Raw genomic sequence first — 22,604 nt, forward strand, 5'->3', positions numbered from 1 at the left:
GACGAGGGCCTGACCATCCGAGGAAGTCAGGAGCTTCCCGATGGATACGAAGCACCTTAGCGCGCCCGCGCGCAGGCAGCGTGGGAACGTCCGCACCCGGACGCATACCGCTGGAGGCGTCATCCACGACAACGCCCGGCACCGCACCCAGTTCACCGTCATCGGCAACCAGCTCGCCCAGCACGCCGAGTTGTCGCTGACGGCCATTGGGCTCTCGGTGCACATCCAGTCGCTGCCGACCGGCGCCCTGGTGGACATCAGGACCCTGGCCGACCGCTTCCCGGAGGGCGCCGACCGGATCGCCGCCGCCCTGCGGGAACTGGAAGCCCATGGCTATCTGCGGCGGGTCCGTGAGCGAGTGGCCAAGGGCCGGCTCATCACCCGGACGATTTCCTGCAACCAGCCCGGCGCGCGGCGCACGGACGACGAGCCCGACGAGCCCGGCCCGACCCCGGCGCCCCCGCCCCAACGCACCGCCCGGCGCGAGCCGGCGCCCCTCGCCGTACCCCAACCCGCCTACACCGCCCGGCGCGAGCCGGCGCCCCTCGCCGTACCCCAACCCGCCTACCCGGCCCCGTCCCTCCTCCGGACGGCCCTCGACGTACTCGCCGGATTGCATCGCCACGACGCACGCCTCCTGCTCTCCGCCCGGGACGCGGAGCGCCTGGCCCCGGGAGTCGCCGCCTGGCTGGAACGGGACGTCAGCGCCGACGCCGTACGGGACGCCCTGACCACCAACCTGCCCCCGGACCGCCGTCCACCGCCCCGCCGCCCTCCTGGCCCACCGCCTGACGGCCCAGCTCCCTCCCCCACCCCCCTTCCGGGCGCCGTCCCAACGGCTCCCGCTCCAGAACTGCGACCGCTGCGACCGGGCGTTCCGGGCGGCTGAGCCGGGCGAGCGCGGAGACTGTCAACTGTCCTCGACCAGATAATCCGTTCGGATGACGCAGGCGCCTTTGGCATATGCCAAGCAGCCTCGCTCCCTGACGTCCACCCCGTGGTCAGTTCCCCACATGAGGCGATGCACCGCATCTTCCAGGAGTACCCGGGGCTCTTCTCCGGTGTTTCGGAGGTGCTGGGCGTCCCGTTCCCCCCGCCCGTCTCAGTCCAGATCCTGCCCACCGACCTCACCGAGGCCCGCCCCCTCGAACGCCGCGTGGACACGCTGCTGCTCTTCGACACCGAGGACGAGGGCTCCTTCCTCCTGGCCGTCGAGGCTCAAGGCAAGAAGGACCTCTCCAAGCCCGCGAGCTGGGCGTACTACCTGTCGTACCTCAACGCGAAGTACCAGCGGCCGCCCGTGCTGCTGGTCGTCTGCCAGGACCGCTCCACGGCCGAATGGGCCGCCCGGCCGGTCCACATCGGTCCCCGGCAGTCGGCCTCCCTCACCCTTCGCCCCACTGGTGGCGGGCCCCCACAACATGCCCGTGATCCGCAACACCGCCGAGGCCCGCAAAGACCTGGCCCTCACCACCCTGGCCGCCATCACTCACGCCGACAATCCGGACGTCGCTGCCATACTGAAGGCAGTCTCCAGCGCGCTGCGCGAAACACCCGAAGAGCTGTCCCACCCCCTCGCCGAACTCATCGCACAAGGCCTGGGCAAGCGCCCAGCCGCACAACTGTGGAGGCACCCTGATGGCCGTGGACCTGTCGTTCTACAAGTCGCCCGTCTCGGAAGGGATCCGGGCAAAGAGCCGTGCCGAGGACATCCTGATCGTCCTGGAGCAGCGCGGCATCGACGTCCCCGACGCGGCCCGCGAGCGCATCACCGACTGCGACGACCCCGAGCTTCTGCGGGGCTGGCTCACACGCGCGGTCACCGCCACCGCTGCCGCCGACATCTTCGCGGACGAGTAGCGGCCCCCACTCCCCCGTACCGGGCCCGGAATTATGATCAACGGGTTCATCCACAAGGGGGAATCATGCGCAAGACAGTGACCACCGCCGCCCTCGTCCTCACCGCCGCCCTCCTGACGGGCTGCGGCGGCAGCGCCGACGATCCGAAGCCCACCACGAAGCCGTCCGCCGCGAAGCCGTCCGAGGCGGCGAAGGGCGACGGCCCCGTCAGCCACCAGGTCACCCTCGAAGTCCAGGGCACCGGGTCGGCGCTCGTGTACTACAACCTGGACACCAACAAGGGCGAGCAGGTGACCCTGCCCTGGAAGAAGACGGCCACCATCACGTTCACGACCGAGGCCGAGAAGAAGGTCGGCACCGTGGTGTCCGTGGTGCCCGGATCGGTGCAAGCTGCCGACGGCACGCTGAAGGCGGCGCCCTGTGTGATCACGGTGGACGGCAAGAAGGTCGCCGACAACAAGGGCGCCAATGACAAGGACCCCTCGTCCAGCATGTGCAAGTACGCGCTGAAGTAACCGGCGCCTGAACACCGCCCGGCATCCGGGCAACCCCGTCCCCCGGTTTTCCGTCTAACCGACCGCAGAACGCGGGCGGTTACGCACACGGGGGAAGCAGGACGTGGACCACATATGGGGGGCAGGGCCGCGCCCTGCCGTTTTTCGGCGGCGGGGCGTGCTCGCCTCCGCCGCGGCAGTCGCACTGGCCGCCGTGGCCGGGTGTTCCGTGCCCGCGCCGCGGCGCAGTGGGCCGATGGCCGATCCGGCGCCGGGGATCCCGATCACCAGCTCGCGGCGCGCCCAGCTGATGCAGATCGCGGCGCATCCGGACGACGACCTGTACTTCATGAACCCGGACAGCCAGCGGATGGTGGACGCGGGCGTCCCGCTGGTGTCGATATACGTCACCGCCGGCGAGCACGACGGCAAGAACCACATACCCGGGCGCAAGGACACCCCCAGCGACAAGGCCGCCTACTCCTCCGCCCGCCACCAGGGGCTCCGCCAGGCGTACGCGACCATGCTCGGCCTCGACAAGTTCACCAGGTGGCACAAGGGCGTCATCACCCTCCGCGGTGACCGCCGTGCCGAGATCAACACCCTCACCCACGGCAGCCGCCGCGTCGAGCTGATCTTCCTCAACCTCTCCATGCACGCCCCGCGCCGCTGGATGGCGCTGCCGAGCCTGTGGAAGGACCGGGCGCTGGGCCTCAGGACCGTGGTGGCCGACGACTCCCCCGTACGCAAGGCCGATACGTACGACTACGACGCGCTCGTCGATGTCCTGGTCGGGCTCATGGAGCGCTACCAGCCGACCGTGATCCACACGCTGGACCCGGACCCCGACATCCAGGACAGCGACGAGCAGACCCGGAAGAAGGACTCCGAGCAGCGCGGCTACTCGGACCACGCCGACCACACAGCCGTCGCGTCCTTCTCCTGGGCCGCCATGGTCCGCTGGGTGGCCGACGCGACGAAGGACGGCGGTGCGATCCCCGCCTTCGTCACCACCTCCTTCCGCGGCTACTACAACCGCCACTGGCCCAAGAACCTCCCGGAGCCGGTGCTCAAGGAGAAGGCCGCGCACCTCGTCCCGTACGGCGGCGACCCGTCCTGGAGTTGCGGCAACAGCGGCGGCTGCGGCGACTACAACGTCGGCGGGATCCGCCCGCTCACCAACAAGAAGGGCTGGGTACGGGCCACCCACTACCGCTACCCCGGCGCCGGCCCCGTCGTGGCCACCGAGCCGGACGGGCGGCTCGCCGTGTACGGGGTGCTGGGCCTCCGCGCCGTGCGCTGGCGCGAGACGGAACCCGGCAGCGGCCAGTGGGGCGAGCCCGGCGACCTGGGCGGCGGGCCGCTGGCGCCCGGGCTCGGCGGGGTGACCCTGAAGGACGGCCGGCAGTTGCTGTTCGGGCTCCGGTTCGCCGCGCTCGGCGGGCACGGCGGACCGAACAAGCGCGAGATCGTGCTGCTGGAGCAGCGGGAGCCGGGCGGGCCGTTCCTCGCCTGGACGGGGCTGGGCAACCCGGAGCGCGGCGACGACCGGGGGCGCCGGCTGGGCGTTCCGGTGGCGGTGGCCGACCGGGACGGCCGGGTCCACCTCTTCGTACGCGACGCGGACAAGGGCATCAGCGGCCGGATCCGGGAGGCGGACGGGACGTGGGGGCCGTGGCTGGACCTGGGCGGGGCCGAGGTGCAGGACGGGCTGTCGGCGGCGGTGGACGGCACCGGCCGCGTCCACCTGTTCGCGGCCGGCCGCGAGAGCGTCCACCACTGGACGCAGGATGCCCAGGGCGGCCCGGTCATCTCCCGCGCCGGTGACACCATCCCCGTCTCCGGCGGCCCCGTGGCGGTGGCCGCGACCCGCGACGGCGGCCTGGCGCTGTACTACCGCGCGCCCACCGAGAAGGACCTGACGGCGGTACGTCTCGACGGCACCCCGCTACCCAGGGCCGTCCTCGACGGCTACGGCCCCGTCGCCGCGACCACCACCCCCCAGGGCCCGGTCCTCCTCGGCAAGGACCTCCGCGGCCGCATCCAGATCCGCACCCCGGCGGGCCGCCTCGCCACCCGTACGCAGGGCGCCGTGGCCCTGGAGTCGGCCACCCTCCACGCGGGCGGCCGGCACGGCACCCTCGCCATAGGACTGGGCGCGGACGCCCATCCATGGACCTGGACACCGGAGCCCCGTACCGAAGGCTGAGACAACGCGAAGGGCCCCGCACCTCACGGTGCGGGGCCCTTCTTGCAGCTCTGCGGCGAGCTACCAGGTCAGACCAGAATTACTTCGTGATCTTGGTGACCTGGCCGGCGCCGACGGTCCGGCCACCCTCACGGATGGCGAACTTCAGGCCCTCCTCCATGGCGACCGGCTGGATCAGCGAGACCGTCATGGTGGTGTTGTCGCCCGGCATGACCATCTCGGTGCCCTCGGGGAGGGTCACGACGCCGGTCACGTCCGTGGTACGGAAGTAGAACTGCGGGCGGTAGTTGTTGAAGAACGGCGTGTGGCGGCCACCCTCGTCCTTGGACAGGATGTAGGCCTGCGCCTCGAACTCGGTGTGCGGGGTGACCGAGCCCGGCTTGATGATGCACTGGCCGCGCTCGACATCCTCGCGCTTGATGCCACGGAGGAGCAGACCGACGTTCTCACCGGCCTGCCCCTCGTCGAGCAGCTTGCGGAACATCTCGATACCGGTGACCGTGGTGGTGGTCTTCTCGGTCTTGATGCCGATGATGTCGACAGTCTCGTTGACCTTGAGGACACCACGCTCGATACGGCCGGTGACGACCGTACCGCGACCGGTGATCGTGAAGACGTCCTCGATCGGCATCAGGAACGGCTTGTCGACGTCACGCTCGGGCTGCGGGATCGCCTCGTCGACGGCGGCCATGAGCTTGAGGACGGACTCGCCCCACTCGGCGTCGCCCTCGAGCGCCTTGAGCGCCGAGACCTTGACGACCGGAACGTCGTCGCCCGGGAACTCGTACTCGGTGAGGAGCTCACGGACCTCGAGCTCGACGAGCTCCAGGATCTCCTCGTCGTCCACCATGTCGGCCTTGTTCAGGGCGACGACGATGTACGGAACGCCGACCTGGCGGGCCAGGAGCACGTGCTCCTTGGTCTGCGGCATCGGGCCGTCGGTGGCGGCGACCACGAGGATGGCGCCGTCCATCTGGGCCGCACCGGTGATCATGTTCTTGATGTAGTCCGCGTGACCGGGGCAGTCGACGTGGGCGTAGTGACGCGACTCGGTCTGGTACTCGACGTGCGCGATGGAGATGGTGATACCGCGCTGGCGCTCCTCAGGGGCCTTGTCGATCTGGTCGAAGGCCGAGGCCTCGTTCAGGTCCGGGTACGCGTCGTGCAGCACCTTGGTAATGGCGGCCGTGAGGGTCGTCTTACCGTGGTCGATGTGACCGATGGTGCCGATGTTGACGTGCGGCTTAGTCCGCTCGAACTTCGCCTTCGCCACGGGGTTCCTCCTGAGAGTGGTTCTGGTACGCCTTACTCATCGGCGCCAGGTGATCTTTGCTGGGTGGCCACCCGCCGGGACCCTGCCTCGGGTTCGGGGCGGAGCCCCGGCGGATGGTGTCAAGCCTAAAGCGTGTACTCGGGAGAGTTACTCGCCTTTGGCCTTCGCGATGATCTCCTCGGCGACGTTCCGCGGAACCTCGGCGTAGGAGTCGAACTGCATCGAGTAGCTTGCGCGACCCGAGGTCTTGCTGCGGAGGTCGCCGACGTAGCCGAACATCTCCGAGAGCGGCACCAGGCCCTTGACGACCCGGGCGCCGGCCCTCTCCTCCATGGCCTGGATCTGGCCACGGCGGGAGTTGATGTCACCGATGACATCGCCCATGTAGTCCTCGGGCGTGGTGACCTCGACGGCCATCATCGGCTCAAGGAGCACGGGGGACGCCTTGCGCGCGGCCTCCTTGAAGGCCTGCGAACCGGCGATCTTGAAGGCGAGCTCGGAGGAGTCGACCTCGTGGTAGGCACCGTCGAGAAGCGTGACGCGGACGCCCGTCATCTCGTAGCCCGCGAGGATGCCGAACTGCATGGCCTCCTGGCAGCCGGCGTCCACCGAAGGAATGTATTCCTTCGGGATACGGCCACCGGTGACCTTGTTGACGAACTCGTACGAGGCGTCGCCGCCCTCGATCGGCTCGACCGCGATCTGCACCTTGGCGAACTGACCGGTACCACCGGTCTGCTTCTTGTGGGTGTAGTCCACGCGCTCGACGGCCTTGCGGATCGTCTCACGGTACGCGACCTGCGGCTTACCGACGTTGGCCTCGACCTTGAACTCGCGCTTCATGCGGTCGACGAGCACCTCGAGGTGAAGCTCGCCCATACCGCCGATGACGGTCTGGCCGGTCTCCTCGTTGGTGTGCACCTGGAAGGAGGGGTCCTCCTCCGCGAGACGCTGGATGGCGACACCCAGCTTCTCCTGGTCACCCTTGGACTTGGGCTCGATGGCGACCTCGATGACCGGCGCCGGGAAGTCCATGGACTCCAGGATCACCGGCTTCTTCTCGTCGCACAGCGTCTCACCGGTCGTGGTCTGCTTCAGACCCATGACGGCGATGATGTCGCCGGCGCCCACCGACTCGATCTCCTCACGCTTGTTCGCGTGCATACGGTAGATCTTGCCGATGCGCTCCTTCTTGCCCTTGACCGAGTTCAGCACCGAGGTGCCGGACTCCAGGCGACCGGAGTAGATCCGGACGAAGGTGAGCTTGCCGAGGTGCGGGTCGCTCATGATCTTGAACGCCAGCGCCGACAGCGGCTCGTCGTCGGACGGCTTGCGCTTGACGACCGTCTCCGCGTCCTTGACGTCGTGGCCCTCGATGGCCTCGATGTCGACGGGCGACGGCAGGTAGCGCACGACCGCGTCGAGCAGGGGCTGAACGCCCTTGTTCTTGAACGCGGTGCCACAGAACACCGGAGTCACCGTGGTGCCGGTGCCCTTGCCGGAGGCGATGGTGATACGACGGATCGCGGCGTACAACTGCTCCTCGGACGGCTCCTGGCCCTCCAGGTACAGCTCCATGATCTCTTCGTCGTTCTCGGCCACGGCCTCGAGCAGCTTGCCGCGGTACTCCTCGGCAGCCTCGGTGTGGGTGTCCGGGATGTCGACGATGTCGTACATCTCACCCTTGGCCGCCTCGGCGGACCAGACCAGGGCCTTCATACGAACGAGGTCGATGACGCCCTTGAAGTCGGCCTCGGCGCCGATCGGGAGCTGCATGACGATCGGCTGCGCGCCCAGGCGGTCGCTGATCATGTCGACACAACGGTGGAACTCGGCGCCGGTGCGGTCGAGCTTGTTGACGAAGCAGATACGCGGAACGCCGTAGCGGTCCGCCTGACGCCACACGGTCTCGGACTGCGGCTCAACGCCGGCGACGCCGTCGAACACCGTCACCGCACCGTCGAGCACGCGGAGCGAACGCTCCACCTCGACGGTGAAGTCGACGTGGCCCGGGGTGTCGATGATGTTGATGGTGTGGTCAACGTCTTCCAGCGGCCAGTGGCAGGTCGTCGCGGCGGACGTGATCGTGATGCCGCGCTCCTGCTCCTGCTCCATCCAGTCCATGGTGGCAGCGCCGTCGTGGACTTCACCGATCTTGTAAGAGACACCGGTGTAGAACAGGATCCGCTCGGTGGTGGTCGTCTTGCCCGCGTCGATGTGGGCCATGATCCCGATGTTGCGGACCTTGGCCAGGTCAAGCGAAGTGGTAGCCATAAGGCTTCAGTCTTCTCTCGGTCTCGATGTGGGTGCGACTACCAGCGGTAGTGCGCGAAGGCCTTGTTGGACTCGGCCATCTTGTGCGTGTCCTCACGCTTCTTGACCGAAGCACCGAGGCCGTTGGAGGCGTCGAGGAGCTCGTTCATGAGGCGCTCGGTCATGGTCTTCTCGCGACGGGCGCGGGAGTAACCCACGAGCCAGCGCAGCGCGAGCGTGGAGGCGCGACCGGGCTTGACCTCGATCGGCACCTGGTAGGTGGCGCCACCGACGCGGCGGGACTTGACCTCGAGAGACGGCTTGACGTTCTCGAGGGCGCGCTTCAGCGTGATGACCGGGTCGTTGCCGGTCTTCTCGCGGAGGCCTTCCATGGCGCCGTAGACGATCCGCTCGGCGGTGGAGCGCTTGCCGTTCAGCAGGATCTTGTTGATGAGCGAGGTCACCAGAGGAGAGCCGTAGACCGGGTCGATGATGACCGGGCGCTTCGGGGCGGGGCCCTTACGAGGCATTCTTACTTCTCCTTCTTGGCGCCGTAGCGGCTGCGGGCCTGCTTGCGGTTCTTGACACCCTGGGTGTCGAGCGAGCCGCGGATGATCTTGTAGCGAACACCCGGCAGGTCCTTCACACGGCCACCACGCACGAGCACGATGGAGTGCTCCTGCAGGTTGTGTCCCTCACCCGGGATGTAAGCCGTGACCTCGATCCCGCTGGTCAGACGCACACGCGCGACCTTGCGGAGGGCCGAGTTCGGCTTCTTCGGGGTGGTCGTGAACACACGCGTGCAGACGCCGCGGCGCTGAGGGGAACCCTCGAGTGCGGGCGTCTTGTTCTTCTCGACCTTGTCCTGCCGGCCCTTCCGGACCAGCTGCTGGATCGTAGGCACTACTTCTCCGGTTTCTGTGTGCCGTGTAGTAAAACTAACCTGGAACGTCGCCGACCCACGCGGTCGGGTGTGTCGAATACTGCGGACTTCCGCCGCATGGCGGAAAGGGGCGCAGATTGCGGTGGCCGATGCTCGACTCGCCGTGCGGTTGAGGACACGCACAGGAGCCCAGGCACACCCCAGGCACAAGGTCTGAGCGTACCTACCTCACGGACTTCGGTCAAAACAAATGCGGACGGCAGCGACACGCCGGATTCGATCATCCCGGATACGACCGTTCGTGGCTCGATCTGTTCATTCGCGCCCACGCGGGGCCGCGCCTTCCGTTCGTTGATCGGTCGCTCGACGAACCGGGGGACCCATGACGGCGGCGAATTGATCCGGCGGAGGCGGCTGCGCGGGCGGCACGGACGAAGGCGCCGGCGTGGATGGTGGCGGCTGGCGCCATGCCACCGCCCGGCCCGCCGACGGCCACGCCGGCGGACCGGGCGGCGGGCGGGGCGCCGGCTGGGACGGTGGCGGGCCGGGGGCGCGGGCGACGGCGGGCCGGGGCGCGGGCGGCGGTGGCGGCAGCTGGGGCGGGCCCGGGGCCGCTAGCACGGGCGGCGGTGGCCGGGCCGGTGGTCGCGGCCGTGGGCCGGGCGGCGGGCCGGGGGCCGGGCGGCGGGCCGGTGGCGGCCGGCCGAGTATCACTGGTACGTGCGGCGGCTGTGCCGGTGCCGGTGGGCATGGCCGGGCGGCAGGCGGGCCGGTGGCGGCAGCTGGGGCGGGCCCGGGGGTGCTGGCACGGGCGGCGGTGGCCGGGCCTGGACAAGCTGAACCAGGCGGAACAGCAGCAGCCGCAGGCTGCGGCCGGGACCACCACACCCGGCTGCACCGCCTCCAGCCCACCCGCTGAAAACGCGGAAGGGCGGCCACCCCGTGCGAAACGGGGTGGCCGCCCTTCCTGGCAAAGCAGCAACTACTACTGGTTGTACGGACCGTAGTCGTAGTCCTCCAGCGGAACGGCCTGGCCGGAGCCTGTGCCGAACGGCGAGTAGTCGATGTCGTCGTAGCCGACGGCCGAGTACATCGCGGCCTTGGCCTCCTCGGTCGGCTCGACCCGGATGTTGCGGTAGCGGGACAGGCCCGTACCGGCCGGGATGAGCTTACCGATGATGACGTTCTCCTTGAGGCCGATCAGGGAGTCGGACTTGGCGTTGATCGCCGCGTCCGTCAGGACCCTGGTCGTCTCCTGGAAGGAGGCCGCGGACAGCCACGACTCCGTCGCCAGCGACGCCTTGGTGATACCCATCAGCTGCGGACGGCCGGAGGCGGGGTGACCGCCCTCGGTGACCACACGACGGTTCTCGGACTCGAACTTCGACCGCTCGACCAGCTCACCCGGCAGGAGCTCCGCGTCGCCGGACTCGATGATCGTCACACGGCGCAGCATCTGCCGGATGATGATCTCGATGTGCTTGTCGTGGATCGACACGCCCTGCGAGTTGTAGACCTTCTGGACCTCGCCGACCAAGTGGACCTGGACGGCACGCTGGCCGAGGATGCGCAGCACGTCGTGCGGGTTGGTGGCACCCGCGGTGAGCTTCTGGCCCACCTCGACGTGGTCGCCCTCGTGCACCAGGACCTTGGCGCGCTTCGAGATCGGGTAGGCCGTCTCGTCGCTGCCGTCGTCCGGGGTGACGACGATCTTCTTGGTCTTCTCGGTCTCCTCGATCCGTACGCGGCCGGAGGCCTCGGAGATCGGGGCGACACCCTTCGGCGTACGAGCCTCGAAGAGCTCGACGACACGGGGCAGACCCTGGGTGATGTCGTCACCGGCCACACCACCGGTGTGGAAGGTACGCATCGTCAGCTGCGTACCGGGCTCACCGATGGACTGGGCGGCGATGATGCCGACCGCCTCACCGATGTCGACCAGCTTGCCGGTGGCGAGCGAACGGCCGTAGCAGAAGGCACAGGTGCCGACCGCGGACTCGCAGGTCAGGACCGAGCGGGTCTTGACCTCCTCGACACCCGCGTTGACCAGGGCGTCGATGAGCACGTCACCCAGGTCGACGTTGGCCGGCGCGATGACCTTGCCGTCGACGACGACGTCCTCGGCGAGCATCCGCGCGTACACGGACGTCTCGACGTCGTCCGCCTTGCGCAGCACACCGGCGGCGTCACGCTCGGCGATCCGCAGCTTCAGACCGCGCTCGGTGCCGCAGTCCTCCTCGCGGATGATCACGTCCTGCGAGACGTCCACCAGACGACGGGTCAGGTAACCCGAGTCGGCGGTACGCAGGGCGGTGTCCGCGAGACCCTTTCGGGCACCGTGCGTGGAGATGAAGTACTCCAGCACGGACAGACCCTCACGGAACGACGCCTTGATGGGCCGCGGGATGGTCTCGTTCTTCGCGTTCGACACCAGACCACGCATACCGGCAATCTGACGCATCTGCATCATGTTGCCTCGTGCACCCGAGTTCACCATCATGAAGATCGGGTTGGTCTTCGGGAAGTTGTCGTTCATCGCCTCGGCGACCTCGTTGGTCGCCTTGGTCCAGATCGCGATGAGCTCCTGCGTGCGCTCGTCCTTGGTGATCAGACCGCGCTCGTACTGCTTCTGGACCTTCTCGTCCTGAGCCTCGTACGACTTGACGATCTCCTTCTTCGCCTCGGGGACGACGACGTCGGAGATGGCGACGGTGACACCGGAACGGGTGGCCCAGTAGAAGCCGGCCGCCTTCAGGTTGTCGAGCGTCGCCGCCACGATGACCTTGGGGTAGCGCTCGGCGAGGTCGTTGACGATCTCGGAGAGCTGCTTCTTGCCGACCGAGTAGTCGACGAACGGGTAGTCCTCGGGCAGCAGCTCGTTGAAGAGCGCACGGCCCAGGGTCGTCCGCAGACGGAACGAGTCACCCTGCTGCCACTCCGGCTCGCCCTCCTCCGCGACCGGCGGGGTCCAGCCACGCGGCGGGACGGTGCCGATCGGGAAGCGGATGTCGACCTTCGCCTGGAGCGAGAGCTCGCCCATGTCGAACGCCATGATCGCTTCGGCGCTGGAGTTGAAGGCCCGGCCCTCGCCCTTGACCTCGCGCTCCTCCTCGTCCGTGGTGAGGAAGAAGAGGCCCAGCACCATGTCCTGGGTCGGCATGGTGACCGGACGGCCGTCGGCCGGCTTGAGGATGTTGTTCGAGGACAGCATCAGGATGCGGGCCTCGGCCTGCGCCTCCGCGGACAGCGGCAGGTGCACGGCCATCTGGTCACCGTCGAAGTCCGCGTTGAACGCGGTGCAGACGAGCGGGTGGATCTGGATGGCCTTGCCCTCGACCAGCTGCGGCTCGAAGGCCTGGATGCCGAGGCGGTGCAGCGTGGGCGCACGGTTCAGCAGCACCGGGTGCTCGGCGATGACCTCTTCGAGGACGTCGTACACCACGGTGCGGCCGCGCTCGACCATGCGCTTGGCCGACTTGATGTTCTGCGCGTGGTTCAGGTCGACGAGGCGCTTCATCACGAACGGCTTGAAGAGCTCCAGCGCCATGGCCTTGGGCAGACCGCACTGGTGCAGCTTCAGCTGCGGGCCGACGACGATGACGGAACGCGCCGAGTAGTCGACTCGCTTACCGAGCAGGTTCTGACGGAAGCGACCCTGCTTGCCCTTCAGCATGTCGCTGAGGGACTTCAGCGGGCGGTTACCGGGACCGGTGACCGGGCGACCGCGGCGGCCGTTGTCGAACAGCGCGTCGACGGCCTCCTGCAGCATCCGCTTCTCGTTGTTCACGATGATCTCGGGGGCACCGAGGTCAAGGAGACGCTTGAGGCGGTTGTTGCGGTTGATGACACGGCGGTACAGGTCGTTCAGGTCGGAGGTCGCGAAGCGGCCACCGTCCAGCTGCACCATCGGACGCAGGTCCGGCGGGATGACCGGGACGCAGTCCAGGACCATGCCCTTGGGGCTGTTGGAGGTCTGCAGGAACGCGGACACGACCTTCAGCCGCTTCAGCGCACGGGTCTTCTTCTGGCCCTTGCCCGTACGGATGATCTCGCGGAGCTTCTCGGCCTCCTCGTCGAGGTCGAAGGACTCCAGGCGCTTCTGCAGCGCCGCGGCACCCATCGAACCGTCGAAGTAGGTACCGAAGCGGTCGCGCAGCTCGCGGTAGAGCAGCTCGTCGCCCTCCAGGTCCTGGACCTTGAGGTTCTTGAAGCGGTTCCACACCTCGTCGAGACGGTCGATCTCGCGCTGGGCACGGTCGCGCAGCTGCTTCATCTCGCGCTCGGCGCCCTCGCGCACCTTGCGGCGCACGTCGGCCTTGGCGCCCTCGGCCTCCAGCTCGGCCAGGTCGGTCTCGAGCTTCTTGGCGCGGGCCTCGAGGTCGGCGTCGCGGCGGTTCTCGATCTGCTGGCGCTCGACGGAGACGTGGGCCTCCAGCGAGGGCAGGTCGCGCGTGCGGCGCTCCTCGTCGACGTACGTGATCATGTACGCCGCGAAGTAGATGACCTTCTCCAGGTCCTTCGGGGCGAGGTCCAGCAGGTAGCCCAGCCGGGACGGGACGCCCTTGAAGTACCAGATGTGGGTGACGGGAGCGGCCAGCTCGATGTGGCCCATCCGCTCACGGCGCACCTTGGCGCGGGTGACCTCGACGCCACACCGCTCACAGATGATGCCCTTGAAGCGGACGCGCTTGTACTTGCCGCAGTAGCACTCCCAGTCCCGGGTCGGGCCGAAGATCTTCTCGCAGAAGAGTCCGTCCTTTTCGGGCTTCAGGGTGCGGTAGTTGATGGTCTCCGGCTTCTTGACCTCGCCGTGGGACCACTGACGGATGTCGTCCGCGGTGGCCAGGCCGATCCGCAGCTCGTCGAAGAAGTTGACGTCGAGCACTATGCGTCAATCCCTCTCAGGGTTCGTGTCTCAATCATGGTCTGTACGGGTCCGGGGCAGGGCCGGGGCCTCACGAGGAGGCCCCGACCAGACCCGTCAGACCTCTTCGACGCTGCTCGGCTCGCGCCGGGACAGGTCGATGCCGAGCTCCTCCGCAGCGCGGAAGACGTCCTCGTCGGTGTCGCGCATCTCGATGGACATGCCGTCCGAGGACAGCACCTCCACGTTGAGGCACAGGGACTGCATCTCCTTGATGAGCACCTTGAAGGACTCGGGGATGCCGGGCTCGGGGATGTTCTCGCCCTTGACGATGGCCTCGTAGACCTTCACGCGGCCGGTGACGTCGTCGGACTTGATCGTCAGCAGTTCCTGGAGGGCGTACGCGGCGCCGTAAGCCTCCAGCGCCCACACCTCCATCTCACCGAAGCGCTGGCCACCGAACTGAGCCTTACCACCCAGCGGCTGCTGGGTGATCATCGAGTACGGGCCGGTCGAACGCGCGTGCAGCTTGTCGTCGACCAGGTGGTGGAGCTTGAGGATGTACATGTACCCGACCGAGATCGGGTCCGGGAACGGCTCGCCGGAGCGGCCGTCGAACAGCCGGGCCTTACCGGTCGGCAGCACCATCCGGTCCCCGTCGCGGTTCGGGATGGTGTGCTGGAGCAGACCGGCCAGCTCGTCCTCACGCGCACCGTCGAAGACGGGGGTGGCGACGTTGGTACCGGGCTCCACCTTGTCGGCGCCGATCGCCTGGAGGCGCTGCGCCCACTCGTCGGCGAGGCCGGAGACGTCCCAGCCGCGGCTGGCGAGCCAGCCGAGGTGGATCTCCAGGACCTGTCCCGGGTTCATTCGGGACGGGACACCCAGCGGGTTCAGGATGATGTCGACCGGAGTTCCGTCCTCGAGGAACGGCATGTCCTCGATGGGAAGGATCTTCGAGATAACACCCTTGTTGCCGTGACGGCCGGCGAGCTTGTCACCGTCGGTGATCTTGCGCTTCTGCGCGACGTACACGCGCACCAGCTGGTTCACACCGGGGGGAAGCTCGTCGCCCTCCTCGCGGTCGAAGACGCGTACGCCGATGACCTTGCCGGTCTCGCCGTGCGGCACCTTCAGCGAGGTGTCACGGACCTCACGGGCCTTCTCACCGAAGATCGCGCGGAGCAGGCGCTCCTCCGGCGTCAGCTCGGTCTCACCCTTGGGCGTGACCTTGCCGACGAGGATGTCGCCGGCGACGACCTCGGCACCGATACGGATGATGCCGCGCTCGTCGAGGTCGGCGAGGACCTCCTCGGAGACGTTCGGGATGTCCCGGGTGATCTCCTCGGGGCCGAGCTTGGTGTCACGGGCGTCGACCTCGTGCTCCTCGATGTGGATCGAGGAGAGGACGTCGTCCTGCACGAGGCGCTGCGACAGGATGATCGCGTCCTCGTAGTTGTGACCCTCCCACGGCATGAACGCGACCAGCAGGTTCTTGCCGAGCGCCATCTCACCGTTCTCGGTGGCCGGCCCGTCGGCGAGGACCTGGCCCTCGATCACCCGGTCGCCCTCGGAGACGACGACCTTCTGGTTGACCGAGGTGCCCTGGTTGGAGCGGGAGAACTTGGCGATGCGGTACGTGGTGTACGTGCCGTCGTCGTTGGCGACGGTGATGTAGTCGGCCGAAACCTCCTGGATCACACCGTCCTTCTCGGCCTTGATGACGTCGCCGGCGTCGGTGGCACAGCGGTACTCCATGCCGGTACCGACCAGCGGCGCCTCCGCCTTGATGAGCGGAACGGCCTGGCGCATCATGTTCGCGCCCATGAGGGCACGGTTGGCGTCGTCGTGCTCGAGGAACGGGATCATGGCGGTCGCGACCGACACCATCTGGCGCGGCGAGACGTCCATGTAGTCCACGTCGTCGGGCGCGACGTAGTCGACCTCACCACCGCGACGGCGGACCAGGACGCGGTTCTCGGCGAACCGGAGCTCCTCGGTCAGCGGCGCGTTGGCCTGGGCGATGACGAAGCGGTCCTCTTCGTCGGCGGTCAGGTAGTCGACCTCGTCGGTGACCTGGCCCTCGACGACCTTGCGGTACGGCGTCTCGACGAAACCGAACGCGTTGACGCGTCCGTACGAGGCGAGCGAACCGATCAGACCGATGTTCGGGCCTTCGGGCGTCTCGATCGGGCACATACGGCCGTAGTGGGACGGGTGCACGTCACGGACCTCGAAGCCGGCCCGCTCACGGGACAGACCACCCGGGCCAAGAGCCGACAGGCGGCGCTTGTGGGTGAGACCCGACAGCGGGTTGTTCTGGTCCATGAACTGCGACAGCTGGCTGGTGCCGAAGAACTCCTTGATGGAGGCGACGACCGGCCGGATGTTGATCAGGGTCTGCGGCGTGATCGCCTCGACGTCCTGCGTCGTCATGCGCTCACGCACGACGCGCTCCATCCTCGCCAGACCCGTACGGACCTGGTTCTGGATGAGCTCGCCCACGTTGCGCAGACGGCGGTTGCCGAAGTGGTCGATGTCGTCGGTCTCGACGACGATCTGCGTGCCGTTCTCGCCCACCGTCTCGGTCTCGCCCGCGTGGAGCTTCACCAGGTACTTGATGGTGGCGATGATGTCGTCGGTGGTGAGCACACCGGCGTCCAGCGGCTCGTCGGCGCCGAGCTTCTTGTTCACCTTGTAGCGGCCGACCTTGGCGAGGTCGTAGCGCTTGGGGTTGAAGTAGAGGTTCTCGAGCAGCGTCTGAGCGGCCTCACGCGTCGGCGGCTCGCCCGGACGCAGCTTGCGGTAGATGTCGAGCAGCGCGTCGTCCTGGCCCTGGGTGTGGTCCTTCTCCAGGGTGGCGCGCATGGACTCGTACTCACCGAACTCCTGCAGGATCTGCTCGGTGGTCCAGCCGAGAGCCTTGAGGAGGACGGTCACGGACTGCTTGCGCTTGCGGTCGATGCGGACACCGACCATGTCGCGCTTGTCGATCTCCATCTCCAGCCAGGCACCCCGGGACGGGATGATCTTGGCGGAGAAGATGTCCTTGTCGGACGTCTTGTCGATGGAGGAGTCGAAGTAGACACCCGGCGAGCGGACGAGCTGCGACACCACGACACGCTCGGTGCCGTTGATGACGAAGGTGCCCTTGTTGGTCATGAGCGGGAAGTCGCCCATGAAGACCGTCTGGGACTTGATCTCGCCGGTCTCGTTGTTGGTGAACTCGGCCGTGACGAAGAGCGGCGCGGCGTACGTGAAGTCGCGCTCCTTGCACTCGTCGATCGAGTTCTTCGGGGGCTCGAAGCGGTGGTCGCGGAAGGTCAGCGACATCGACCCGGAGAAGTCCTCGATCGGCGAGATCTCCTCGAAGATCTCCTCCAGACCGGACTTGGTGGGGACGTCCTGTCCGGACTCCAGAGCCGCCTCGACACGAGCCTTCCACGCGGCATTGCCGAGCAGCCAGTCAAAGCTCTCGGTCTGCAGCGCGAGGAGGTTCGGAACCTCGAGGGGCTCCTTGATCTTTGCAAAGGAGATGCGCAGCGGGGCGGTGCTTGCGCCGTTGTTCGTATTCGCGGTCGAGGCGTTGCGCGAGGCGGCCAAGAGGGGGTCCTTCCGAGGGCTCGGACTCACTACGCGCGTACCGGTCCCTCGCCGGACACGGAGACAGACTTCCTGATTTCGGCCAAAAGACCAGGTCAGGAGAGTCGGTCAACTGTGCTCTTGCGAGGGGATGCCCCTGGTGACGGGCAGGGGGCAGCTAACAGGCAGCGCAAAGGGTCAGTGTAGCCACTTGGCCCACTGATGTCCAGGGCGAGTAATTCGCTTCCCTCGTTGCTCTCAACTCCGCGGCACCTCGCGCCGTTGGCGCACATCGATACTGCCCGTTCGGCCGTCGATCCATGCCTCGGATCCGGATCGTTGTGACGGCGCGTCCTGAGAATTGCGCGCGGCGTGCGGTTCGTCAAGGCCCCCAGCCGTGTGTGGCCATGTGGGGCGCACGGCGAAGATCACCATACTCCGCGTGGGGCTCGACGCAAGGCAGGCGTCCCGGCAACGCCGAAGGGCGACCACCCGGATGGGTGATCGCCCTTCGAAACGCCCTGTGAGGGGCGCTGAGCGAGTCAGGAGACTCGCGAGGTGTTACTTGACCTCGACGGAGGCGCCGGCAGCCTTGAGGGACTCGGCAGCCTTCTCCGCGGCCTCCTTGGCGACCTTCTCGAGGACCGGCTTCGGGGTGCCGTCGACGAGGTCCTTGGCCTCCTTCAGGCCCAGGGAGGTCAGCTCACGCACGACCTTGATGACCTGGATCTTCTTGTCACCGGCGCCGGTGAGGATGACGTCGAACTCGTCCTTCTCCTCAGCGGCCTCGGCCGGGGCGCCCGGGGCACCGGCGGCGGCAACGGCGACCGGAGCGGCGGCGGTGACGTCGAACTTCTCCTCGAACGCCGAAACGAACGCGGCGAGCTCGATGAGGGTCATCTCCTCGAACTGCGCGAGCAGGTCTTCCTGAGACAGCTTCGCCATGATGGCGGTCCTTCCACTAAATCGGCTGGTGCCGGGTGTACATGTGAGGCGGGCGTACGTTGGGCCCGCTGCGACCCACGCCTAGGCGGCGCGGATCAATGCGCGAGCCGAATTACTCGGCACCGCCCTGCTCGGCCTGCTTGGCACGGAGCGCGTCCACGGTGCGGACGAGCTTCGAGGGAAGCGCCTGGAAGAGCGCGGCAGCCTGGGACTGCTTGCCCTTCATGGCGCCCGCCAGCTTGGCGAGCAGAACCTCGCGGGACTCGAGGTCCGCAAGCTTCTTGATCTCATCGGCGGAGAGTGCCTTGCCATCAAGGACACCGCCCTTGATGATCAGGTTGGGGTTCTCCTTGGCGAAGTCACGAAGACCCTTCGCCGACTCCACCGGGTCACCGGTGATGAAGGCGACAGCCGTCGGACCAGCGAACTGGTCGTCCAGCGTCGTGATCCCGGCCTCGTTGGCCGCAATCTTGGTCAGCGTGTTCTTCACCACGGCGTACTGGGCGTTCTCACCGAGCGAACGGCGCAGCTGCTTGAGCTGTGCCACGGTGAGACCGCGGTACTCGGTCAGCACGGCGGCGTTCGAGCTGCGGAACTTGTCCGTCAGCTCGGCAACCGCAGCAGACTTGTCGGGCCTCGCCATGAGCCTCGGCCTCCTTCCGGGTGATTCGGACCGCATGGGCTGAAGGAAGGAGACTGGGCAAAACGAAACGCCCCGGCGCAGGCGCACGGGGCGTGACTCAACCGACTGCGCTCTTTCACGAGCACGTCCAGGAGTACATCCCACGGTCACCTGCGCGGGTCGTCCGCAGCTAGCGGATCCTTCGGCCGCCGCGACTCTGACGAGCGCAGCAACGACCAGCGGTCTTTGGCTTCTGTGGAAGAGTACGGGACCGCCCCGACGTCAGGCAAATCGGGCCACCCGCCCACCCCCGCCACAGCTCCCCGCATAGCCCGGCGGACCGACCACTGCCGATCGCGAAGGCCCAGGACACAGGCCCCCGGCCCAGCGGCGGCCCCCTACCGATGAGCCGAGGCAGGCCCCGGGGGCCGGCGCAGACGGGCCCGGATCAGCCGGACGGCGCAGGGCCAGGGGCGGCGCGAGGCTGGGCAAGACCTGGCCCTCGGCCCGGCCGCGGCAGGCCGACGGCCCGATGGCGACGGCCCGGTAGAGGTGGGGGGCGTGGGAGGCCGGGGCGGCTCACGGCCCCGGGGAAACAAGCCGGCCCCCGCCGCTCCGGAGAGCTGCGGGGGCCGGCCTCAGTACGCGAGACCCGCGACTGCCGTCAGATTCAGACGGCGGCCGGGTCCTCCTCGACGAGGAGGTTGCGGGTGCGGTTGGCGTCCAGCGGGATGCCGGGGCCCATCGTGGTGCTGAGGGTCGCCTTCTTGATGTAGCGGCCCTTCGCGGCGGACGGCTTCAGACGGAGGATCTCCTCCAGCGCCGCCGCGTAGTTCTCGACCAGCTTCGTCTCGTCGAAGGAAACCTTGCCGATGATGAAGTGGAGGTTCGAGTGCTTGTCGACACGGAACTCGATCTTGCCGCCCTTGATGTCGTTGACAGCCTTGGCGACATCCATCGTGACGGTGCCGGTCTTCGGGTTCGGCATCAGACCACGCGGACCGAGCACGCGGCCGAGGCGGCCGACCTTGCCCATGAGGTCCGGGGTGGCGACGACCGCGTCGAACTCGTTCAGGCGGTTGCCCTTGGAGATCTCGTCGATCAGTTCGTCGGAGCCGACGATGTCGGCGCCCGCGGCTTCCGCGGCCGCAGCACGGTCACCGGTCGCGAAGACCAGGACCCGGGCGGTCTTACCGGTGCCGTGCGGAAGGTTCACGGTGCCACGGACCATCTGGTCGGCCTTGCGCGGGTCAACGCCCAGGCGGAAGGCGACCTCGACGGTGCCGTCGAACTTGGTGGCGGCGGTGTCCTTGGCGAGACGGACGGCCTCGAGGGGGGCGTAGTTACGCTCCCGGTCGACCTTGGCGTCCGCGCCGCGGAGTGCCTTGCTGCGCTTCACTGCTTCTCCTGGTGTGGTTCAGGTGTGGAGTTGTGGTCCGGGCCAGCGCGTGGCCCTCCCACAGGTCAGACGGGGCTGCTCAGCCCTCGACCGTGATGCCCATGGAACGGGCGGTGCCGGCGATGATCTTCTCGGCGGCGTCCAGGTCGTTGGCGTTCAGGTCGGGCAGCTTGACCGAGGCGATCTCGCGGACCTGGGCGCTCGTGAGCTTGGCGACCTTGGTCTTGTGCGGCTCGCCGGAGCCCTTGTCCACACCCGCGGCCTTGAGGATCAGCTTGGCGGCCGGCGGAGTCTTGGTGATGAAGGTGAAGGAACGGTCCTCGTAGACCGTGATCTCCACCGGCACGACCATGCCACGCTGCGACTCGGTCGCGGCGTTGTAGGCCTTGCAGAACTCCATGATGTTGACGCCGTGCTGACCCAGGGCGGGGCCGACCGGCGGAGCCGGGTTGGCCGCGCCGGCCTGGATCTGGAGCTTGATAAGCCCCGTGACCTTCTTCTTCTTGGGAGGCATTGCTCTCTCCGGGTCCTAGTGAGAGTTTTCCAGCCGCCGTCCGGATCATCCGGATGGAGGCATACCGCACAACGATAACGGGTATCCATGCGCGGCCAAAAACCGAGCAGGTCAGAACGGGCGCGAAGCCCGGTCTGACCTGGTCGGAAACCTTGCGAACCTTGCGTCCCGAAGGAGCTAGTTCTTCTGGATCTGGTCGAAGCTGAGCTCGACCGGGGTCTCGCGGCCGAAGATCTCGACGAGGCCCTTGACCTTCTTCGAGTCGGCGTTGATCTCGTTGATCGTGGCCTGCAGCGTGGCGAACGGGCCGTCGGTGACGGTGACCGAGTCGCCGACCTCGAAGTCCAGCACCTGGACCTCGACCTTGCGGGCCGGAGCCGGCTTGCCTTCGGCCTCGGCGGCCTCGCGGGCGGCCTTCTCCTCGGCCTCGGGGGCGAGCATCTTGACGATCTCGTCCAGGGTCAGCGGGTACGGGTCGTAGGCGTTGCCCACGAAGCCGGTGACACCGGGGGTGTTGCGGACGACACCCCAGGACTCGTTCGTCAGATCCATGCGGACCAGAACGTAACCGGGCAGCTTGTTCTGCCGGACGTTCTTGCGCTCGCCGTTCTTGATCTGGACGATCTCTTCCTCGGGCACCTCGGCCTGGTAGATGAAGTCCTCGACGTTCAGCGAGACGGCGCGCTGCTCCAGGTTGGCCTTCACGCGCTTCTCGTAGCCCGCGTAGGTGTGGATGACGTACCACTCGCCGGGAAGACCGCGCAGTTCGTCGCGGAGCGCAGCGATCGGGTCGACCGGAGCCGCGGGCTCCTCCTCGGCCTCGGCCTCGGCGGGCTCGTCGACCTCGGCAGCGGCCTCGGCGGTCTCGTCGTCGGCGCCCTCGGCCTCGACGGCCTCCTCGTCCGCGCCCTCGTCCTCGACGTGGAGCGCGGCGTCCTCGGCGGCCTCGCCGACAGCGGCGTCCGCAGCTTCCGCCTGGTCCTCGTCGGCCGCCTCGACGACGTCGAGCTCGTCCTGGGCGGACTCGTTCAGGTTCGGGTCAGACACGGTGGCTGCTTCTTCCTGGATACAGATGGGGTGGAACATGCGAAAAGGGGCGCCGGGGTGGGCGCCCTCCGCGGGAATCAGCCGAAGACGTACTTGACTGCTTCCTGGAAGCCGAGGTCAATCACGGTAACCAGACCGATCATGATGACGACGAAGACGATAACGACGGTCGTATACGTCGTCAGCTGGCTGCGAGTCGGCCAGACGACCTTGCGCAGCTCGGCAACGATCTGACGGTAGAAGAGCGCGAGACGGCCCAGCGGGCCCTTCTTTCCGCGCTTGCCGCCCTTGCGGCCCTTCTTCTTCGACTCCTGTGCTTCGTCCTCGGCATCAGGCATGTCGATGGAGCCTACGGCATCCGTCACGTCTCTCACCTGATTCCGGGTCGGCCGTGCCGCGCCCGGGTGGAGCCGCACGGCGGTGCAATGAAGTACATACCTGCGCACACAACCTGGCGGTGTGTGTAGCAGGGCCGGAGGGACTTGAACCCCCAACCGCCGGTTTTGGAGACCGGTGCTCTACCAATTGAGCTACGACCCTTTGTCGTTCTCCCCCAACCTACCGCATCCATGGAGGTGGTCGGTGAGGGCCAACGAGCAGAGAGTGTACGTGGTCAGCGGCGCCGCGTCGAACAGATAGCTCCTGACACGTCCCGCGCA

The 22,604-nt window shown here is 67.7% G+C and carries 14 protein-coding genes, 1 tRNA gene and 2 pseudogenes; 4 read left to right on the forward strand and 13 right to left on the reverse strand.

Features of this window, described 5'->3' with window-relative positions:
- Nucleotides 1-40 precede the first annotated feature (40 nt).
- The 4 genes and pseudogenes from BKD26_RS12260 (at nt 41) to BKD26_RS12275 (ending at nt 4,563) form a co-directional block, all read left to right on the forward strand.
- A pseudogene (locus BKD26_RS12260) lies at nt 41-932 on the forward strand (helix-turn-helix domain-containing protein).
- 272 nt (nt 933-1,204) lie between these two features.
- Nucleotides 1,205-1,860 (forward strand): annotated as a pseudogene (locus BKD26_RS12265) (hypothetical protein).
- Between the two features lie 65 nt (nt 1,861-1,925).
- Nucleotides 1,926-2,375 carry a hypothetical protein gene (locus tag BKD26_RS12270; RefSeq protein WP_084897861.1) on the forward strand — a complete coding sequence of 150 codons (450 nt, stop codon included), beginning with the start codon at nt 1,926-1,928 and terminating at the stop codon, nt 2,373-2,375.
- 157 nt (nt 2,376-2,532) lie between these two features.
- On the forward strand, nt 2,533-4,563 hold the full coding sequence (locus BKD26_RS12275; protein WP_241518613.1) for a PIG-L family deacetylase: 2,031 nt from the start codon (nt 2,533-2,535) through the stop codon (nt 4,561-4,563).
- Nucleotides 4,564-4,642: 79 nt separating this feature from the next.
- Here BKD26_RS12275 and tuf read toward each other — a convergent pair whose 3' ends face one another.
- The 13 genes from tuf to BKD26_RS12345 all read right to left on the reverse strand — a co-directional run bounded on the left by tuf (nt 4,643) and on the right by BKD26_RS12345 (nt 22,485).
- Complete coding sequence (gene tuf / locus BKD26_RS12280) at nt 4,643-5,836, reverse strand: elongation factor Tu (RefSeq protein ID WP_084897863.1); 1,194 nt, start codon at nt 5,834-5,836, stop codon at nt 4,643-4,645.
- A 147-nt stretch (nt 5,837-5,983) separates the two neighbouring features.
- Entirely contained in the window at nt 5,984-8,110 is a 2,127-nt protein-coding gene (gene fusA / locus BKD26_RS12285; protein ID WP_084897864.1) for an elongation factor G, read from the reverse strand.
- 38 nt (nt 8,111-8,148) lie between these two features.
- On the reverse strand, nt 8,149-8,619 hold the full coding sequence (gene rpsG, locus BKD26_RS12290) for a 30S ribosomal protein S7 (RefSeq protein ID WP_031076642.1): 471 nt from the start codon (nt 8,617-8,619) through the stop codon (nt 8,149-8,151).
- 2 nt (nt 8,620-8,621) lie between these two features.
- Nucleotides 8,622-8,993 (reverse strand): 30S ribosomal protein S12, encoded by a 372-nt coding sequence (gene rpsL / locus BKD26_RS12295; protein WP_003948652.1) that lies wholly within the window; start codon nt 8,991-8,993, stop codon nt 8,622-8,624.
- Between the two features lie 964 nt (nt 8,994-9,957).
- A complete protein-coding gene (locus BKD26_RS12300; RefSeq protein WP_084897865.1) occupies nt 9,958-13,857 on the reverse strand; it encodes a DNA-directed RNA polymerase subunit beta' in 3,900 nt (1,299 codons plus the stop codon).
- A 96-nt stretch (nt 13,858-13,953) separates the two neighbouring features.
- The gene (gene rpoB, locus BKD26_RS12305; protein WP_084897866.1) at nt 13,954-17,439 is read right to left on the reverse strand and encodes a DNA-directed RNA polymerase subunit beta; all 3,486 of its coding nucleotides are present in this window, start codon (nt 17,437-17,439) and stop codon (nt 13,954-13,956) included.
- Nucleotides 17,440-17,979: 540 nt separating this feature from the next.
- Nucleotides 17,980-18,363 carry a 50S ribosomal protein L7/L12 gene (gene rplL, locus BKD26_RS12315; protein WP_084897867.1) on the reverse strand — a complete coding sequence of 128 codons (384 nt, stop codon included), beginning with the start codon at nt 18,361-18,363 and terminating at the stop codon, nt 17,980-17,982.
- 112 nt (nt 18,364-18,475) lie between these two features.
- On the reverse strand, nt 18,476-19,006 hold the full coding sequence (gene rplJ, locus BKD26_RS12320; RefSeq protein ID WP_073753442.1) for a 50S ribosomal protein L10: 531 nt from the start codon (nt 19,004-19,006) through the stop codon (nt 18,476-18,478).
- Nucleotides 19,007-19,655: 649 nt separating this feature from the next.
- Complete coding sequence (rplA, locus tag BKD26_RS12325; RefSeq protein ID WP_084897868.1) at nt 19,656-20,384, reverse strand: 50S ribosomal protein L1; 729 nt, start codon at nt 20,382-20,384, stop codon at nt 19,656-19,658.
- 79 nt (nt 20,385-20,463) lie between these two features.
- Nucleotides 20,464-20,898 (reverse strand): 50S ribosomal protein L11, encoded by a 435-nt coding sequence (gene rplK, locus BKD26_RS12330; RefSeq protein ID WP_064069966.1) that lies wholly within the window; start codon nt 20,896-20,898, stop codon nt 20,464-20,466.
- A gap of 177 nt (nt 20,899-21,075) precedes the next feature.
- Nucleotides 21,076-21,984, reverse strand: a complete 909-nt coding sequence (gene nusG, locus BKD26_RS12335) for a transcription termination/antitermination protein NusG (RefSeq protein ID WP_179166514.1) — start codon at nt 21,982-21,984, stop codon at nt 21,076-21,078.
- A gap of 38 nt (nt 21,985-22,022) precedes the next feature.
- Nucleotides 22,023-22,310, reverse strand: coding sequence for a preprotein translocase subunit SecE (gene secE, locus BKD26_RS12340; protein ID WP_064069968.1), 288 nt, complete (start codon nt 22,308-22,310; stop codon nt 22,023-22,025).
- A 102-nt stretch (nt 22,311-22,412) separates the two neighbouring features.
- A tRNA-Trp gene (locus tag BKD26_RS12345) sits at nt 22,413-22,485 on the reverse strand.
- Between the last annotated feature and the right edge of the window lie 119 nt (nt 22,486-22,604).

Source organism: Streptomyces sp. CB03238 (assembly GCF_002099185.1).
In the GTDB taxonomy this organism is placed as follows: Bacteria; Actinomycetota; Actinomycetes; order Streptomycetales; family Streptomycetaceae; genus Streptomyces.

What these genes read in the sequence shown, in the direction of transcription:
- rplJ (WP_073753442.1), bottom strand. Translation starts at nt 19,006, where the DNA reads ATGGCGAGGCCCGACAAGTCTGCTGCGGTTGCCGAGCTGACGGACAAG.
- BKD26_RS12270 (WP_084897861.1), top strand. Translation starts at nt 1,926, where the DNA reads ATGCGCAAGACAGTGACCACCGCCGCCCTCGTCCTCACCGCCGCCCTC.
- nusG (WP_179166514.1), bottom strand. Translation starts at nt 21,984, where the DNA reads ATGTTCCACCCCATCTGTATCCAGGAAGAAGCAGCCACCGTGTCTGAC.
- rpsG (WP_031076642.1), bottom strand. Translation starts at nt 8,619, where the DNA reads ATGCCTCGTAAGGGCCCCGCCCCGAAGCGCCCGGTCATCATCGACCCG.
- fusA (WP_084897864.1), bottom strand. Translation starts at nt 8,110, where the DNA reads ATGGCTACCACTTCGCTTGACCTGGCCAAGGTCCGCAACATCGGGATC.
- rplK (WP_064069966.1), bottom strand. Translation starts at nt 20,898, where the DNA reads ATGCCTCCCAAGAAGAAGAAGGTCACGGGGCTTATCAAGCTCCAGATC.
- rplL (WP_084897867.1), bottom strand. Translation starts at nt 18,363, where the DNA reads ATGGCGAAGCTGTCTCAGGAAGACCTGCTCGCGCAGTTCGAGGAGATG.